Source organism: Nonomuraea sp. GTA35 (genome assembly GCF_041950525.1).
Classification (GTDB): Bacteria; Actinomycetota; Actinomycetes; order Streptosporangiales; family Streptosporangiaceae; genus Nonomuraea.
The window spans coordinates 95170-110611 of the sequence record NZ_JBGNUV010000020.1 but is presented as its reverse complement, the minus strand read 5'-3'; the positions used below and the strand labels follow the sequence as shown (position 1 = coordinate 110611).

13 protein-coding genes, 1 tRNA gene and 1 pseudogene are annotated in these 15442 nt (G+C 69.4%); 12 read left to right on the top strand and 3 right to left on the bottom strand.

The annotated features are described in order from the left end of the window. The first annotated feature begins 150 nt into the window (after positions 1-150). From ACBJ32_RS52790 to nuoH, 3 genes are read left to right on the top strand one after another with little or no spacing between them, the layout of a single operon-like run. The gene (locus ACBJ32_RS52790) at positions 151-693 is read left to right on the top strand and encodes an NADH-quinone oxidoreductase subunit B (protein ID WP_375133376.1); all 543 of its coding nucleotides are present in this window, start codon (positions 151-153) and stop codon (positions 691-693) included. Then, positions 690-1919 carry an NADH-quinone oxidoreductase subunit C gene (locus tag ACBJ32_RS52785; RefSeq protein ID WP_375133317.1) on the top strand — a complete coding sequence of 410 codons (1230 nt, stop codon included), beginning with the start codon at positions 690-692 and terminating at the stop codon, positions 1917-1919. The genes ACBJ32_RS52790 and ACBJ32_RS52785 overlap by 4 nt, the downstream gene beginning before the upstream one ends. Beyond that, positions 1912-2853, top strand: a complete 942-nt coding sequence (nuoH, locus tag ACBJ32_RS52780; RefSeq protein WP_375133316.1) for an NADH-quinone oxidoreductase subunit NuoH — start codon at positions 1912-1914, stop codon at positions 2851-2853. The genes ACBJ32_RS52785 and nuoH overlap by 8 nt, the downstream gene beginning before the upstream one ends. Positions 2854-3246: 393 nt before the next feature. On the opposite strand, the gene ACBJ32_RS52775 is transcribed toward nuoH, so the two are convergent. Further along, on the bottom strand, positions 3247-4548 hold the full coding sequence (locus tag ACBJ32_RS52775) for a serine/threonine-protein kinase (protein WP_375133315.1): 1302 nt from the start codon (positions 4546-4548) through the stop codon (positions 3247-3249). Positions 4549-4625: 77 nt separating this feature from the next. On the opposite strand from ACBJ32_RS52775, the gene ACBJ32_RS52770 reads away from it, so the two are divergent. The 7 genes and pseudogenes from ACBJ32_RS52770 (at position 4626) to htpX (ending at position 12948) form a co-directional block, all read left to right on the top strand. Next, positions 4626-5639 (top strand): 4Fe-4S binding protein, encoded by a 1014-nt coding sequence (locus tag ACBJ32_RS52770; RefSeq protein ID WP_375133314.1) that lies wholly within the window; start codon positions 4626-4628, stop codon positions 5637-5639. Then, on the top strand, positions 5636-6298 hold the full coding sequence (locus ACBJ32_RS52765) for an NADH-quinone oxidoreductase subunit J (RefSeq protein ID WP_375133313.1): 663 nt from the start codon (positions 5636-5638) through the stop codon (positions 6296-6298). The genes ACBJ32_RS52770 and ACBJ32_RS52765 overlap by 4 nt, the downstream gene beginning before the upstream one ends. Further along, positions 6298-6579, top strand: a pseudogene (nuoK, locus tag ACBJ32_RS52760) (NADH-quinone oxidoreductase subunit NuoK); the annotation flags it as partial. The gene ACBJ32_RS52765 and the pseudogene nuoK, both read left to right, overlap by 1 nt. Positions 6580-6743: 164 nt before the next feature. Then, on the top strand, positions 6744-8651 hold the full coding sequence (locus ACBJ32_RS52755) for an NADH-quinone oxidoreductase subunit L (protein WP_375133312.1): 1908 nt from the start codon (positions 6744-6746) through the stop codon (positions 8649-8651). 22 nt (positions 8652-8673) lie between these two features. Beyond that, a complete protein-coding gene (locus ACBJ32_RS52750; RefSeq protein WP_375133375.1) occupies positions 8674-10311 on the top strand; it encodes a NuoM family protein in 1638 nt (545 codons plus the stop codon). After that, positions 10308-11810, top strand: coding sequence for an NADH-quinone oxidoreductase subunit N (locus ACBJ32_RS52745; RefSeq protein ID WP_375133311.1), 1503 nt, complete (start codon positions 10308-10310; stop codon positions 11808-11810). The genes ACBJ32_RS52750 and ACBJ32_RS52745 overlap by 4 nt, the downstream gene beginning before the upstream one ends. A 286-nt stretch (positions 11811-12096) precedes the next feature. Further along, entirely contained in the window at positions 12097-12948 is an 852-nt protein-coding gene (htpX, locus tag ACBJ32_RS52740; RefSeq protein WP_357888669.1) for a zinc metalloprotease HtpX, read from the top strand. A 23-nt stretch (positions 12949-12971) separates the two neighbouring features. Here the strand turns inward: htpX and ACBJ32_RS52735 are convergent, their stop codons facing one another. Together ACBJ32_RS52735 and ACBJ32_RS52730 are read right to left on the bottom strand one after the other, a co-directional pair. After that, positions 12972-13445: an NUDIX domain-containing protein gene (locus ACBJ32_RS52735; protein ID WP_357888672.1), complete on the bottom strand. Its 474-nt coding sequence runs from the start codon at positions 13443-13445 to the stop codon at positions 12972-12974. A gap of 184 nt (positions 13446-13629) precedes the next feature. Then, positions 13630-14130, bottom strand: a complete 501-nt coding sequence (locus ACBJ32_RS52730) for a YajQ family cyclic di-GMP-binding protein (protein WP_357888764.1) — start codon at positions 14128-14130, stop codon at positions 13630-13632. 300 nt (positions 14131-14430) lie between these two features. Between ACBJ32_RS52730 and ACBJ32_RS52725 the strand changes: the two genes are divergently transcribed. Further along, positions 14431-14515: transfer RNA gene (locus ACBJ32_RS52725), tRNA-Tyr, on the top strand. 359 nt (positions 14516-14874) lie between these two features. Continuing rightward, positions 14875-15363: a hypothetical protein gene (locus tag ACBJ32_RS52720; RefSeq protein ID WP_375133310.1), complete on the top strand. Its 489-nt coding sequence runs from the start codon at positions 14875-14877 to the stop codon at positions 15361-15363. Positions 15364-15442: the final 79 nt, after the last annotated feature.

The window sequence follows — 15442 nt, the reverse complement described above, 5'->3', positions numbered from 1 at the left end:
CGCCCTCGCCCCTGAACCGCCGGCCTCTTCCCCGGCCGCCCGAACAGAAATCCCGATCGCCCCTGATCCCTCGATTCCTTGGTTTCCTCTTTCCTTTGCCTGACCTGTGATCCGCGCAAGAATGGCCATATGGCAGCAACGGATCTCCCGATGCCCACCGTGGGCCCGATCTCACGGTTGGCGCCCAAACCCATGCGTTTCGTCCTCAACTGGGGCCGCCGCTACTCACTGTGGGTGTTCAACTTCGGGCTCGCCTGCTGCGCCATCGAGTTCATCGCCGCCTCGACGAGCCGTCATGACTTCATCCGCTTCGGCGTGATCCCGTTCGCGAACGGCCCGAGACAGGCCGACCTGATGATCGTCTCTGGGACGGTCACCGACAAGATGGCCCCCGCTGTGAAGCGCCTGTACGAGCAGATGCCCGACCCCAAGTACGTGATCTCGTTCGGCGCCTGCTCCAACACCGGCGGCCCGTACTGGGACTCGTACTGCGTCACCAACGGCGTGGACCAGATCATCCCCGTCGACGTCTACGTCCCCGGCTGCCCACCCAGACCGGAAGCCCTCCTGTACGGCATCACCAAGCTCCAGGAGAAGATCGCCGCCGAGAAGCTCAGCGACCGCTACGCCTTGTCCCGCCCCCACACGGAGCACCCTGAAGACCCCAACCCGGACCAGGAGTCGCAGAGGTGACCACCAACAACCCCGGCGACGACGACAACGCAAGCCCGAACCCCACCCCCACCCCCGAGGACGCCCCCCGCGGCACCGGCAGCGACTACTCCAGCTCCGACAACGCACCTGCTGACGCGAACACCACCAACATCCCTCCCACCAGCGAGCCACCAGCCGCTGCGCCATCCGCCGGCGGCCCGCCGGGCGATGCTCCGTCGGCCAGCGAGGCGCCAGCCCATGCCCCGCCAACCAGCGGCCCGCCGAGCGCTGCGCCGTCCGTCGGCGGCCCGCCGGGTGATGCTCCGTCGGCCAGCGAGGCGCCAGCCCATGCCCCGCCCGCCGGCAGCCCGCCAGCTGATGCCCCTTCCGCCAGCGGCCCGCGGGGCGCCGCTCCGTCCGTCAGCGGCCCGTCGAGCGATGCCCCGTTCGCCAGCGGCCCGCCAGCCGCTGCGCCGTCCGCCGGCGGCGCGCCAGTTGATGCCCCTTCCGCCAGTGGCCCATCGAGCGATGCCCCGCCCGCCAGCGGGGCGCCCGCCAAGGTCCCGGACGCCAGCGGCACGCCGGGCACCGCCGCCACGCCCGCCACCACCACGGCGGCCACCACGCCCACCACCACGCCGAGCACCATCACGCCGGGCACCACCACGCCCGCCACCACCACGCACGTCGCGGCACAAGGGCACATCTCGACCCAGGCGCACATCTCGACCCACATCACCGAGCACTTCGGCGACCGGGCCCAAATCTCCGAGTCCTACGGCGACACGACCATCGACGTCGCTCCCACCGACTGGCTCGACCTGCTCACCTACGTCCGCGACACCCTCGACTTCACCTTCTTCGACTGGCTGACCGGTGTGGACAACCCGCCGGACACGTTCGCCATCGTGGTGCACGTCTACAACCCCACCGCCGGACGCCGCCTGCTCCTGCGCACCCACGTCCCTCGGGAGAATCCGCACCTCCCCACCGCCGTGGACATCTACCGCGGCGCGAACTGGCACGAGCGCGAGACGTACGAGATGTTCGGCGTCGTCTTCGACGGCCACCCCTACCTCGTCCCGCTCCTCCTCCCGGACGGTTTCGAGGGTCACCCGCTCCGCAAGGACTTCATCCTGGCCGCCCGGGTGGCCAAGCCCTGGCCGGGCGCCAAGGAGCCGGGCGAGTCAGGCCACGGCGCCCCGAGCCGCCGCAAGACCCTTCCGCCAGGAGTACCAGCCGACTGGGGGCCACCTGATGCTTGAAGTGGTGCTGAGCTTCGTCGTCATCCTCGCCGTGTTCCTGGTTCTCCCCCTGATCGTCGGTCAGACCGAACACAAGGTCATGGCCCACATGCAGTCGAGGCTCGGCCCCATGTACGCGGGCGGCTTCCACGGCTGGGCGCAACTCATCGCCGACGGGGTGAAATTCGCGCAGAAGGAGGACATCGTCCCGGCCGCGGCCGACCGCCGCATCTTCATGATCGCCCCAGGTGTGGCCCTGATCCCGTACCTGGTCGTCCTGATCGCCATCCCCATCGACCGCGACCGCGTCGCCGTGGACCTCGACCTGGGCCTCTTCTTCGTCCTCGCCGTCATGGGCATCGGCGTCCTGGGCTCGATCATGGCCGGCTGGGCGTCGGGCAACAAGTACTCCGTCCTCGGCGGCATGCGCTCGGCGGCCCAGCTCATGTCGTACGAGCTGCCCCTGGTTCTGTCAGCCTCATCGGTGGCCATGGCAGCGGGCACCCTGTCGCTCCCCGGGATCGTCGAGGCATGGCAGTGGTGGTGGCTTCCCTGGCAGGCGATCGGCGCCATCGTCTTCTTCCTGGCCGGCCTCGCCGAGCTCCGCCGCCCCCCGTTCGACATGCCGATCGCCGAATCGGAAATCATCATGGGCCCGATGACCGAGTACACCGGCATGCGTTTCGCCCTCTTCATGCTCGCCGAGTACGCCGGCATCGTCGTCCTGTCGTTCCTGACCACCGTCCTGTTCCTGGGCGGCTGGCAGGGCCCGTTCCTCCCCGGCTGGCTCTGGACGCTCCTGAAGGTCTTCTTCCTCGCCTTCATCGTGATCTGGCTCCGCGTCACGTACCCGCGACTCCGCGAGGACCAACTCCAGAAGCTGGCCTGGGCAGTCCTGGTCCCCCTCTCCCTAGCCCAACTGGCTCTCACCGGCATCGTCAGAGTCATCACCTGACCACCCCGCCCACGACCCAGCACTCCAAACGGCCCACCCGCCGACGGCCCGCCCTTACGACACACCCGTGCAACCGCCCCACCGGTCCAGCGATCCGCCGGCCAGCCCGCCCGCCGGCCAGCCCGCCCGGCGGCCCGCCTGCCCTCCCGTGGGCCGCCTGGCAGTTTCGCTCGCTTGGCTATCTGGCTCGTCCCGCCCGTTCGACTGGTTCCGCCGGTTCGACTGGTCCCGCTTGCCTGGCTGGTCCCGCTGGTCCGGCCTGTCCCGCTCGCCCGGTCCATCCCGCCGCCCGGCGTCCAGCCCCGTCCGGCGGCCCGCCCGCCTGCCCGTCCGTCTGCCCGTCCGTCTGGTTGTCTCGCTCGTCCGGACCATCCGCCCATCCGGCCGTCCGGCTCAGCGAACGATCGCCAGCATGACATCGGAGGCCGAAGGCCGTTCCTCCGGCTGCTTGTTCAGGCAAGCCTTCACAATGCCGCGTAACGCGGGCGGCAGCGGCGACAAGTCAGGATGAAAGGTGAGCACCCGGTGGAACACCGCGGGCACCGTGTCCTCCCCGAACGCCGGCCGCCCCGTGGCCGCGAACATGATCGTCACAGCCCAGCTGAACACGTCCGAGGCCGGCCCCACCGTCGTCCCCGTGAGCTGCTCCGGCGACATGTACGGCGGCGTCCCCACCATCTTCCCCGCCGTCATCGTCACCTGGTCGAGCGCCCGCGCGATGCCGAAGTCGATCACTCGCGGCCCGTCGTGCCCGATCAGCACGTTGCTCGGCTTGAAATCGCGATGAACGACCCCGGCCTTGTGGATCGCCGCCAGCGCTCCCGCCGTGGACAGCGCCAGCCGTGTCAGGCTGTCCTCGTCGCGCGGCCCGTACTTCTTGACGAGCTGCTCCAGCGACGGCCCCTCCACGTACTCGCTGACGATGTACGCGTGCTGCCCCGTGATGTTCACGTCGAGCACGCGGGCTGTGGAAAACGTGGCCACCCGCCGCGCCGCCTCCACCTCCCGCGCGAACCTCGCCCGCGCCACCTCGTCCACCAGATCGTGCAGCACCTTCACGGCGACCCGCACCCCGTTGGGCGCCATGGCGAGATACACCGACCCCTGCCCGCCACGCCCGAGCTGCTGGAGCACCCGATAGTGGCCGACCCACTCCGGATCGCCGGGCCTGCGCTGCTGGCTCGGCGCGGTGGTGCGCTGCCGCAGGTCGACCGGATGATACGAGGGCGCGGTGAGCCGGGCGCGCGCCATGAACGGCACGAGGACGCCGGAATGAAGGACCCCGCCGAGCCAGCTGAGGAAGAGCCCGACCGTGATGACCAGGGACAACGCCTCCGGCATGGACTCGAAATCGTCGTACGCCATCACGGCGATGAGGAACGAACCGATGCTCACCGCATAAACGGCCGCAGCGACGCCGTGCCAGATGTTGCGCAGCCAGAAAGCCGCGATCCCGATGGTGAACGGGGTCGCCAGACCGCACGTGAACAAGGGCAGGCAGGCCCACACGACGGCGGCCGTCCACCTCAGGCCACTGGGGCGGACGGGATGGCTTTGGTGCATGGCCGAGAGACTATCGCCATGCCGTGGTTCATATCGGGCATGCACACAGGTTGTGGATAACCTCCCGTCAGCCTGTGGATAGCTGTGGAAAAACTGGGGACAACGCGCTGGCTCATTCACGTGCGCGCCCAAGTGCGTCATGATGTTGAGCCATGGCGCGGATACCGGGAGTCGGACTGGCGAAAGGGCTGTCCATCACTCTTCGCCACATGCTGCGCAAATCGGTTACACAGCAGTATCCCGAGGTCAAGCCCGATCTGCCGCCCCGCAGCCGAGGCGTTATCGCCCTGGTCGAGGAAAACTGCACCTCTTGCATGCTCTGTGCCCGAGAGTGCCCCGACTGGTGCATCTACATCGACTCCCACAAGGAGACGATCCCGGCCCCCGAGGGTGGCCGCGCCCGCCAGCGCAACGTCCTCGACCGCTTCGCCATCGACTTCGCCCTGTGCATGTACTGCGGCATCTGCATCGAGGTCTGCCCCTTCGACGCGCTCTTCTGGGCCCCTGAGTTCGAGTACGCGGAAGGCGACATCCGCAACCTCCTCCACGAAAAGGACAAGCTGGCCACCTGGGCCGAAGCCGTCCCTCCGCCGCCGGCCCACGACCCGGGCGCCGAGCCCCCGAAGGAGCTGACGGCAGCCCCCCGTCGCCCGGCCGCCGACCGCCCGGCCCGTACCTCGGCCGCTCAGCGCCCCCGCCCCGCCGCCCCCACACGCCCGGCCGCCGCCGAGGACCAAGAACCGGCGGCAAGCACCGAGGCCGCCCCGAAGGCGACGACCGGTGCAACGCCGCAGGACGCGACGACCGGCAGAACCGCGCAGGACGCGACGACCGGCGAAACCGCCCCGGACACGCCGGAATCCGGCCCCACCGCACCGCCGTCACGCCGCGCCCGCAGACCGATGACGAACGTACGAGGCATCCGCCCTCCCGGCGCCCTCCCGTCCACCGAGCACGCGGGCGCCACGGAGCAGCCCCGTCCGCAAGAAGAGGGCGGCCCCGCGCAGCCTTCCGGCGAGGCCCGAGACCAGGCGTCATCCACAGCAGAACCGCCTGCGGAAAAGTTGTCCACAGGCGCGGAGGAATCGCGACCGGAGCCCGGAAACGAGGAGCAGACTTCTGCCCCGAGCCCGCGCCGGCGCAGGATGGCCGATCCACGATCCATCCGACCGCCAGGGCGGCTCGGCCCTGACGACCCGAAGGAGTCCGAGGAGGAGTCGTGACCGAGGCGGTGCCCTCCTACCTGTCACCCACCGGGCAAGAGCTCGTCTTCTTGCTGCTGGGGGCGGTAGCGGTTGGATCGGCGCTGCTTGTCGTCACGACCAGGCAACTGGTCCACGCCGCCCTCTGGCTCGTGGTCTGCTTCGGCGCCCTGGCGGGCGGCTATCTCGTGCTGACCGCCGAGTTCGTCGCCTGGGTGCAGGTGCTCATCTACGTGGGCGCGGTGGTCGTGCTGCTGCTGTTCGGCATCATGCTCACGCGCGCCCCCATAGGCCGCTCCACCGACCTCGACAGCGGCAACAGGCTGGTCGCGTCCCTGGTGGCGGTGGCGACGGCGGCGATCCTGGTCACGGTGGTGATCGACGGTTTCCGTACGGCCTACGTCCCGCTCACCCCCGGCCAGGGGGCCGCCAAGGAGCTCGGCGCCAGCGTGTTCGCCACGTGGGTGCTGCCGTTCGAGGCCCTGTCCGTGCTGCTGCTGGCCGCTCTCATCGGCGCCATCGTCCTGTCCCGTACGGACATCCCAGGCGGCGCGCCGACCCAGCCCGACACCGCCCCGCCACCGCCGGACAACACCCCGCCATCGGCCCGCCCGAACGGCGACGCACCATCCGACCAGCCGAAGAGCGCCTCACCACCCGACCAGAGCGGGGGTCATTAGTGCACATCGTCTATCCGGCGGTCGTCTCCGCGCTCCTTTTCTCCATCGGCGTCTACGGCGTGCTCGCCCGGCGCAACACGATCCTCGTGCTCATGTCGGTCGAGCTGATGCTCAACGCCGTCAACCTCAACCTGGTGGCGTTCGACGTGTGGCTGGGCGACCGCCTGCACAGCGGCCAGGTGCTCACCCTCTTCGTGATCGTCATCGCGGCCGCCGAGGTGGGCCTGGGCCTCGCGATCGTGCTGGCGCTGTACAGGAACCGCCGCAGCGTGGACATCGACCACCTCCGAGACCTGGCGGAGCCGGCCGACGACCACGCGGAAACCCCGGCCAGGCCGGCCCCCGTACGCCTCCAGCCCGGCCCCCCCACGCGGCCGGAGGCCGTCCAGGCCAACGACCACCGCGACGGCCAGGCCGCCCCCGTCAAGCGAGGAGGCGGCACGCCATGACGACCTTCCCGCTGCTGGCCGTGCTCCTGCCCTTCGCCGCCGCCTTCGCGGGCCTCCTGCTCTCCCGCCGAGGATTGACCAGAAGCAGGCCCGAGGGCACGACGACCCGTCAGCGGGCGGCGAACACCCGGGCCGCCTGGATCGCGATCGTCCCCACGGCCGCCTCGGCGCTCCTGGCCATCTCCCTGGCCTGGACGCCGGGCCTGGCCTACTTCGCCGGCACCACCACCCCGCCCACGGGCCGGACCTATGGCACGATCGTCACCGGCGGCATCCCGATCTCGCTCACCCTCCAGGCCGACGCCCTGTCGAGCGTCATCGGCGTCCTGGTCACCCTGGTGGCCCTCGCCGTACAGGTCTACTCCGTCGGCTACCTCGCAGACGACCCCCGCTACCCCTCCTACAGCGCCTTCATCAGCCTGTTCACCAGCGCGATGCTGCTGGTCGTGTACGCGGGCGACCTCCTGGTCCTCTACGTCGGCTGGGAGATCATGGGCCTGTGCTCCTACCTCCTCATCGGCCACTGGTGGGAAGATCGGGGCAATTCACGCGCCGCGGTGAAGGCGTTCCTCGTCACCCGCCTCGGCGATGTCGGCTTCCTGTTCGGCATCTTCGTGCTCGGCCTGGCGGCAGGCAGCTTCCGCATCGCCGACGTGCTGGCGAAGGTCCCCGACATGTCCGCGGCCACCCTGGTGACGGCCACGATGTTGCTGCTGGCCGGCGTGGCGGGCAAGAGCGCCCAGGTGCCGCTGCACACCTGGCTCCCCGACGCCATGGCGGGCCCGACGCCGATCAGCGCCCTGATCCACGCCGCCACCATGGTCGCCGCCGGCATCTTCATCGTGGCCAGGCTGTTCCCCGCGTTCCTCGCCGCCCGCCCCACGCTCGACGTGCTGGCCGTCATCGCCGCGCTGGGCATGCTGGGCGCCGCCCTGGCCGCGCTCGCCCAGGACGATCTCAAACGCGTCCTCGCCTACTCCACGGTCAGCCAGCTCGCCTACATGGCAGGCGGCCTCGCCGCGGGCTCCGACACCGCGACCGTCTTCCACCTGCTGACCCACGGCGCGTTCAAGGCGCTGCTGTTCCTCTGCGCAGGCGCGGTGATCCACCACGTCGGCTCCAACCTGATGACCCAGATGGGCGGGTTGCGCCGCGAGCTGCCGGTCACGTTCGTCACGATGACGATCGGCTTCGCCGCCCTGATGGGCATCCCGCCGGCCAGCGGCTTCTTCAGCAAGGACGGCGTCCTGCTGGCCATGGACGGCGCGCTGTCGGCCACGGGCCTCACGGACGCGGCCGCCCTCCTCCTGTACGGCAGCGCGCTCGCGACCGTGGCCGTCACCGGCGCGTACGCCACCAGAGCCTGGCTGCGCACCTTCTTCGGCCAGGCGCGGGCCGTGGCACTCCAGGAGCCGGAGCCCGGCACCGCCCACGTCGTCGACGTCAGGGAAGCCCCGCGCACGATGCTCGTGCCCGTCATCCTGCTCGCGGCCCCCGCCCTGCTGCTGGGCATCGCCGGCGAGCCTCATCTCGACGTCGGCGTGGCGGTCATCAGCGTCGTGCTCGCGGCGCTGGGCGCGGGAGCGGTGTACGCGTTCTGGCGTCTCGACCCCATCGCCGACCCGGCCCGCCTGCTGGGCCCGCTCCGAGCGCCGTGCGAGCGCGCCTTCTACGTCGACACCCTGTACGCCGCCCTGGTCGCCCGTCCCGTGCTGGCGCTGGCCAGGCTCGTCGTCAGGACGGACGACGTGGTCGTGGACGGCGCGGTGCGCGGCTCGGGCAAGTCGGCCCGCGGCCTGTCCGGAGTGCTGCGCCTGGCCCAGAACGGCAACGTCCAGCTCTACGTGGGCGGCTTGCTGGCCGGAGTCCTGCTGATCGCGGTGGGGGCGGTGGTGTTCACGTGACACAAGCGATGGGAGTCGCATGATGGGCTGGATCCCGGTCACGCTCCTCGCCGTCCCCCTGCTCGGCGCCCTCCTGCTGCTCCTCGCGCCGCGAACCTTTCGCGACGTGCTCCGTGCGTACGGGCTGATCTTCTCGGGCGTCACGCTGGCCCTGAGCCTGGTGCTCCTGGCGACGTTCGACTACAGTCGCCCCGCCCGGATGCAGTTCGAGCTCGACCGGCCGTGGATACCGGGGCTCGGGCTGCGCCTGCACCTGGGCGTGGACGGCATCTCGCTGCCGCTGATCGTGCTGACGGCGCTGCTGACGTTCCTGTGCTTCGTCTACCTGTGCTGGGGCGGCGCGCGTGGGACCAGCGGGTTCATGAGCGCGAGGCCGAGGGCGCTCGTGTTCACGCTGCTCGTGCTCGAAGTAGGCATGATCGGCACGTTCCTCGCCCTCGACCTGCTGCTCTTCTTCGTCTTCTTCGAGATCGTCCTCATCCCGATGTACTTCCTGATCGGCATCTGGGGAGGCCAGGGGCGCAGGGCGGCGTCGATCAAGTTCATCCTGTACACGCTGCTCGGCTCGGTCGTCATGCTGCTCGGCCTGCTCCTGGTCTGGGCCCAGACCGGCACGCTCGACATCGAGGCGCTGAGCGCGGCACACGGCGCGGGCATGCCCAGATCCATCCAGATCCTGGCCTTCGTGGCGATCGGCGTCGGTTTGGCGGTCAAGACCCCCATGTGGCCGCTGCACACCTGGCTGCCCGACGCTCACACGGAGGCTCCCACCACCGGCTCGGTGCTGCTGGCGGGCGTGCTGCTGAAGATGGGCACGTACGGCTTCGCCCGGATCGCCATCCCCGTCCTGCCCGAGGGCGCGGCGGCGGTGGCGCCATGGCTGGGGGCGTTCGCCGTGGTCGGCATCGTGTACGGCTCCTTGGCCTGCCTGGCCCAGCGCGACCTGAAACGCATGATCGCCTACTCCTCGGTGGGCCACATGGGCTTCGTCCTGCTCGGCTTCGCCACGCTGACCCCCGTCGGCATCAACGGCGCCCTGTTCGCCAACGTCGCCCACGGCCTGATCACCGGTCTGCTGTTCTTCCTGGCAGGCGCGGTCAAGGAGCGCTACCACACCTCTGAGATGCCGGCGCTGGGCGGCGGCATGCTGGCGACGATGCCGCGGCTGGGCTCGATGCTCACGTTCGCCTCGATCGCGTCGCTGGGGCTGCCCGGCCTGGCCGGTTTCTGGGGGGAGATGCTGGTGCTGTTCGGGGCGTTCCAGCCGGCGAACGGGCTGCCGCGCGGGCTCTTCCTCACGTACATGGTGATCGGGGGGCTGGGCGCGGTCCTGACGGCGGCCTACTTCCTGGTCATGCTGTCCCGCGTCACCCATGGCCGGCCACGTCCCGCGGCCGCCGATCCCCACCCGCCCGACGACCTCGTGCCGCTGGACGACCACCTGATCCACGAGCCCCCCGACGAACGCCCCGTCGCCCCCCTCGGCGCACCGGCCCGGCGCCCCGCCACGGCGACCCTCCACCCCGGCGACATCTACGGCCACGAGCTGCTGGCCTGGACGCCTCTGGTGGTCCTGATCCTGCTGTTCGGCCTGTGGCCCGGCCTCCTGCTGTCGCTGACCACGCCGCCCGTGCAGACCCTGCTGGGAGCCATCTCATGATCCAGCAGATCGATTTCTTCCTGATCGCGCCTCCGCTGGTGCTCGCCCTGGCGGCAGGGCTGGTGCTGCTGCTCGACGCGTTCCTCCCGCTGCGCCCGCGGACGCGGACCGGGCTGGGGCTCGTCACGCTGGCGGGCATCCTGCTCTCCCTGGGCTTCGTGGTCGCCCAGGCGTTCGCCAACGGCTCGCCGCGGTCGACGTTCTGCGTGCCGCCCGGGCTCGCCGCGGGTCAAGTGCTGTGCTCGTTCGTGGTGGACGGGTTCACGCTGGTGTTCGCGGGCATGGTGCTGGCGGCCGCCGTGGTGATCGTCCTGATGTCGATGACCGAACTCGCGGGCGGCGCCATCCCCGTGGGCGAGTGGTACTTCCTGCTCCTGTGCACCCTCGTCGGCGCGGTGACCCTGCCCGCCTCCCGCGACCTGATCATGCTGGTGGTGGCCCTGGAGCTGGTCTCGCTCCCGGTCTTCGCCCTCACCGCGCTGAAACGCTACGACGGCCGCTCCTCCGAGGCCGCCGTGAAGCTCTTCGTCGTGTCGGTGGTGTCCACGGCGATCATGCTGTTCGGCGTGTCCCTCCTGTACGGCATCGCGGGCTCGGTCTACCTGTCGCGCCTGGGAGAGGTTTTCAGCCCGCAGGGGACGGCCGGCGCGGATCTGCCCGCGGTCGTCACGGTGGGCGTGGTCCTCGTCGCGGCAGGGTTCGCCTTCAAGATCGCCGCGGTGCCGTTCCACTCGTGGGCGGCCGACGTCTACCAGGGCGCGCCGATCCCCGTGGCGGCCCTGCTCTCGGTCATCTCGAAGGCGGCCGGGTTCGCCGGGCTGATCCTCGTCCTGGTGAGCGCCCTGTACGGGCAGGCCGGCACCTGGGCCCCCATCGTGGCGATCTTGTCTGCGCTGACCATGACCGTGGGCAACCTGCTGGCCATGCGCCAGCGCTCCGCCGTACGCCTGCTGGCCTGGTCGTCGGTGGCACAGTCCGGCTACATCCTGGCGCCGCTCGCGGTGGCGGCCACGACACCGGGGGCGGTCGGCACGTCCACCGCCTACCTGGTCATCTACGCCGCCATGAACCTCGGCGCGTTCGCCGTCGTCATGCTCGTGTCCAGAACCACGACCCGCAACGACCTCGATGACTACCGCGGCCTGGCGCTGCGCCGACCGGCGGCAGGCGTCACGCTCGCGTTCTGCCTGGTCTGCCTGGCAGGCCTGCCACCGGGCCTGGCCGGGCTGTTCGCCAAGGTCTTCGTGTTCCGGGAGATCGTGGCGGGCGGATCGGGCTGGCTGGCGGTGGTCATGGCCGTCAACACGGTGATCGGCCTGTACTACTACGCCGTCTGGACGGCCCGCCTCTTCACCCCGGCCGGCCGTGCGGAGCCGTCCCTGTACCGGCCGCCCGTTACGGCCTGGCTGGCCGTCGGGCTCGCCCTGGCGGCGGCAGTGCTGTTCTCGATCGCGCCCCAGCTCGTCCTGGACATGACCTCGCTGTCCGCCTCCGGCTGAGAGCCGGACGCCGCGGGACGACCGCCTCACGCGGTCGCTTCACCGGTCGCGAGACGCCGTGTCGGCGGGGTGCGAATACTGAACCAGCGGCGGCTCGCGAACCGCCGTACAGCAGGACGCACGGCCGGCCTCCGACATAACCCGACACACCCCATATGACGGGACGTATCGCGCAGCCGCTCGACTCGGGAAGTCGCGCTCCGCCCTCAGCTGAGCACACCGGGGAACGAAGCACCGGGTCTTCATCGTTGGACGTGGTGAACCCAGACCACGAGAGGGGGGAACCTTGCACCACAACGGTCTGCGCACAGCCATCCTGCTCGGCGGGCTATCGGCGCTGATCATCACGGTGGGCGCGTGGTTGGGCGGCGGCACCGGTGCGCGGATCGCGTTCGTGCTCGCCCTGGTGAGCAACGGCGTCGCCTACTTCTTCTCCGACCGCATCGCGCTGTCCGCCATGCGCGCCAGACCGGTCAGCGAGGTCGAGCAGCCCACCCTCTACCGGATCGTCCGCGAGCTCTCCACGCAGGCCCGGCAGCCGATGCCCCGCCTGTACATCTCGCCGACGGTGCAGCCGAACGCCTTCGCGACGGGCAGAAGCCCCAGGCAGGCCGCGGTGTGCGTGACGTACGGCCTGACCAAGCTGCTCAACGAGGACGAGCTGCGCGGCGTCATCGGCCACGAGCTGTCCCATGTCTACAACCGGGACATCCTCATCTCCTCCGTGGCGGGCGCGTTCGCCACCATGATCACCTGGCTCAGCTACGTGGCCGTGTTCTTCGGCGGCTCGGACGACGACGAGGGCCCCGGCTTCGTCGGAGCGCTGCTCATGATGGTGCTCGGCCCGGTGGCGGCCACGATGGTGCAGATGGCGATCTCCCGTACGCGAGAGTTCCAGGCCGACGAGTCGGGCGCCAGGCTCACGGGCGACCCGCTGGCACTGGCCTCGGCCCTCCGCAAGATCGAGATGGGCGCCCGCAGGCTGCCGCTCCCGGAGAACAGCCGCCTCACCTCGGCCTCGCACATGATGATCGCGAACCCGTTCAGCGGCTCCGGCTTCGGCCGCCTCTTCTCGACCCACCCGCCCACCTCGGAGCGGGTCGCCCGCCTCGAGCGCATGGCCGGCTACCGCCGCTGACCGTCCGCACCCCGAGCCGCCGGTCAGCTCCGGGTCTCGTCCTCCTCGGCGATCTTCCGCAGGATGGTCACGAGATCCGCGGGATGCACGACCTCCGCGGTGCTCTCGAGCTCCTCCGAGGTCCACCACCGGTACTCGGTCGTCGTGTCCTTCTCGATCTGCTCCATGTGGTCGAACGACACGACCGCGTCGTCCACCCGGATCGCGAAGAACGACTGATCCTGGGTGAACGCGTACTCGCCCCACTCGAACTCGATCAACGCCTCGGCATGCGGCCCGGTGAACTCCTCCACCTGCGCCCGGATCCCGACCTCCTCGTACAGCTCGCGCGCCGCCGCCTCCTGCAGCGTCTCACCGTCCTCCACGGCCCCGCCGATCGTGAACCAGAACCGCAGATCCGGCTGAGCCGGATCGAAGCCGTGGAGCAGGAGAACCCGGCCTTGCTCGTCAATGGGCAGCACACGTGCCGTGAACCGGCGCAGGGGGATCTTCGTCATGCCAACCGAGCATAAGGTCAAGGCCGCCCGCGAGCGCCGCGTCCACGCCGAAGCCGCCCTCGCGCCGCCCTCACGCCGCCCTCGCGCCGCGGAGCGGCCCGGGACACAGAACAGACCCTTGTGTCCCGGATACGCTCTCCGCGATCGTCGTGTGCCAGCTCGAAGCCGTACGGCATGCCTCGGGCTAGCGGTAGTTCACGAACTGCAGGGCGATGTCCAGATCCTTGCCCTTCAGCAGGGTGATGACGTCCTGCAGATCGTCCTTCTTCTTGGAGCTGACCCGCAGTTCCTCGCCCTGAATCTGCGCCTTGACCCCCTTCGGCCCCTCATCCCGGATCAACTTGGAGATCTTCTTGGCGTTCTCCTGGTCGATGCCCTCCTTCAGGCTGACCAGCATCCGGTACTCCTTGCCCGACAGCTTGGGCTCGCCCGCATCGAGAATCTTCAGCGAGAGCCCCCGCTTGATCACCTTCTCCTTGAACACGTCGAGCGCGGCACCCGCCCGCTCCTCGCTGTTCGCCTTGATCTCGATGTTGTTCTGCCCGGACCAGCTGATGCTCGCCCCGGTACCCTTGAAGTCGAAGCGGTGTCCGATCTCCTTGACCGTCTGATTGAGCGCGTTGTCGACCTCCTGGCGGTCGATCTTGCTAACGATGTCGAAAGATGAATCGGCCAAAGCACCCATCCTCTCAGCTGCGGCGAAATCGGCCCGGCCCACGAAACGCCCGGACCCAGCGAACGAGCCTAGCCAGCATCGGCCCTCCGTGCAGGACCACGTCCCCTTGCTCGCCCCGTACGCGGTGCGTCCTCTTCATCGCCTTCTCCCCAATCCACCCCAACCTCCTCACTGCCGGCCTTACAGCAGCACCCGGGGTGGAGGCGAGGGCGATGGGGACGACTCGGACTCGCCTCGGGACAAACCGGTGTCACGTGCACCTCCGAAGTCCGCTATTCTTCTGTCTGTCGCCGCGAGAGCGGAAGACACGGCAGGTTGCCCGAGTGGCCAAAGGGAGCGGTCTGTAAAACCGTCGGCTCAGCCTACGCAAGTTCGAACCTTGCACCTGCCACCAGCAGTAGCTGCAGGTCAGAGGCCCTTCGGGGCCTCTTCTGCGTTTCAGGGGTCATTCAGCCGGACGCCGCCGTGAGCGGGCTGTTGTCGCAGGTCCCGGAATATGCCCGGAATGGATCCTGGGGCGTTTCCCCTGGTCGCGGGCCTTGATCCGGAACATCTGCGGATCGCGCGCTTGTGGGAACGCATCGGGAACGGTGAGGGTCCCGGTGGCGTTCTGGGACCCTTTGGGGCTAGGTGATCATGTGGCGAGCCTGACGTACGTGCGAGAGATGATCTAGGCTGGGCGCCCCCATCTACGACCACGTGGCGGCGATCTTGCTTCCGTTATCGGCGATTCCCCCGCGCTGGGGAGTGCCCATGCTGACCTTGGCGGCTCTGGCGGCTCCCGCTTTGCGTACCTTCTCGTTGTACTTTCCCGAAGGGCCGACCTACTCAACGCGAGGCTCCTACTGCCCCTTGAGTTCCGAGCCGCTTGTCCTTGCGGATGTCGGGTGGCTTGTAGAGATCAACTGGCAGATCTTCTCTGCGGAGTTGAACGGCTGGCCCACCGCGGTGATGGCGCTCGGTTTGTGTGCGACTCTCGCTCTTCGGGGCAGGTGGGGCATAGTCGCCACGTGGCTGACAGCGGCGCTGTTCGTGGTCATCGCCGGGGTGTTCACCATCCCCTACGCCGTTCAGATCATCTCGGACGGCTGCACGGACACGATCCAATTCGGTGGTTGGGACATCGTCATGTATGGCCCGATCCTGCACTATGTGGGGGGCGCAGTGCTGGTTACGTTCTTGGCGTTGATTCGGCGTGAGGAGGCGGGCTGTAGTCCCGCGCTCAGGGGAACCTTGTTGTAGCCCTTCGTCGTCTCTGCATGGCGCGGCAAGCCCGGAAGGGCCCCAGGCGAGGTTCCGGGACCCTTCGGTGTTGTACTGG

Bases quoted from the DNA above. Each gene is read 5' to 3' on its own strand.
- ACBJ32_RS52755 (WP_375133312.1), top strand. From the start codon at position 6,744: ATGACGACCTTCCCGCTGCTGGCCGTGCTCCTGCCCTTCGCCGCCGCC.
- ACBJ32_RS52745 (WP_375133311.1), top strand. From the start codon at position 10,308: ATGATCCAGCAGATCGATTTCTTCCTGATCGCGCCTCCGCTGGTGCTC.
- ACBJ32_RS52735 (WP_357888672.1), bottom strand. From the start codon at position 13,445: ATGACGAAGATCCCCCTGCGCCGGTTCACGGCACGTGTGCTGCCCATT.
- ACBJ32_RS52730 (WP_357888764.1), bottom strand. From the start codon at position 14,130: ATGGGTGCTTTGGCCGATTCATCTTTCGACATCGTTAGCAAGATCGAC.
- ACBJ32_RS52770 (WP_375133314.1), top strand. From the start codon at position 4,626: ATGCTGCGCAAATCGGTTACACAGCAGTATCCCGAGGTCAAGCCCGAT.
- ACBJ32_RS52750 (WP_375133375.1), top strand. From the start codon at position 8,674: ATGGGCTGGATCCCGGTCACGCTCCTCGCCGTCCCCCTGCTCGGCGCC.
- ACBJ32_RS52790 (WP_375133376.1), top strand. From the start codon at position 151: ATGCCCACCGTGGGCCCGATCTCACGGTTGGCGCCCAAACCCATGCGT.
- nuoH (WP_375133316.1), top strand. From the start codon at position 1,912: ATGCTTGAAGTGGTGCTGAGCTTCGTCGTCATCCTCGCCGTGTTCCTG.
- ACBJ32_RS52720 (WP_375133310.1), top strand. From the start codon at position 14,875: ATGCTGACCTTGGCGGCTCTGGCGGCTCCCGCTTTGCGTACCTTCTCG.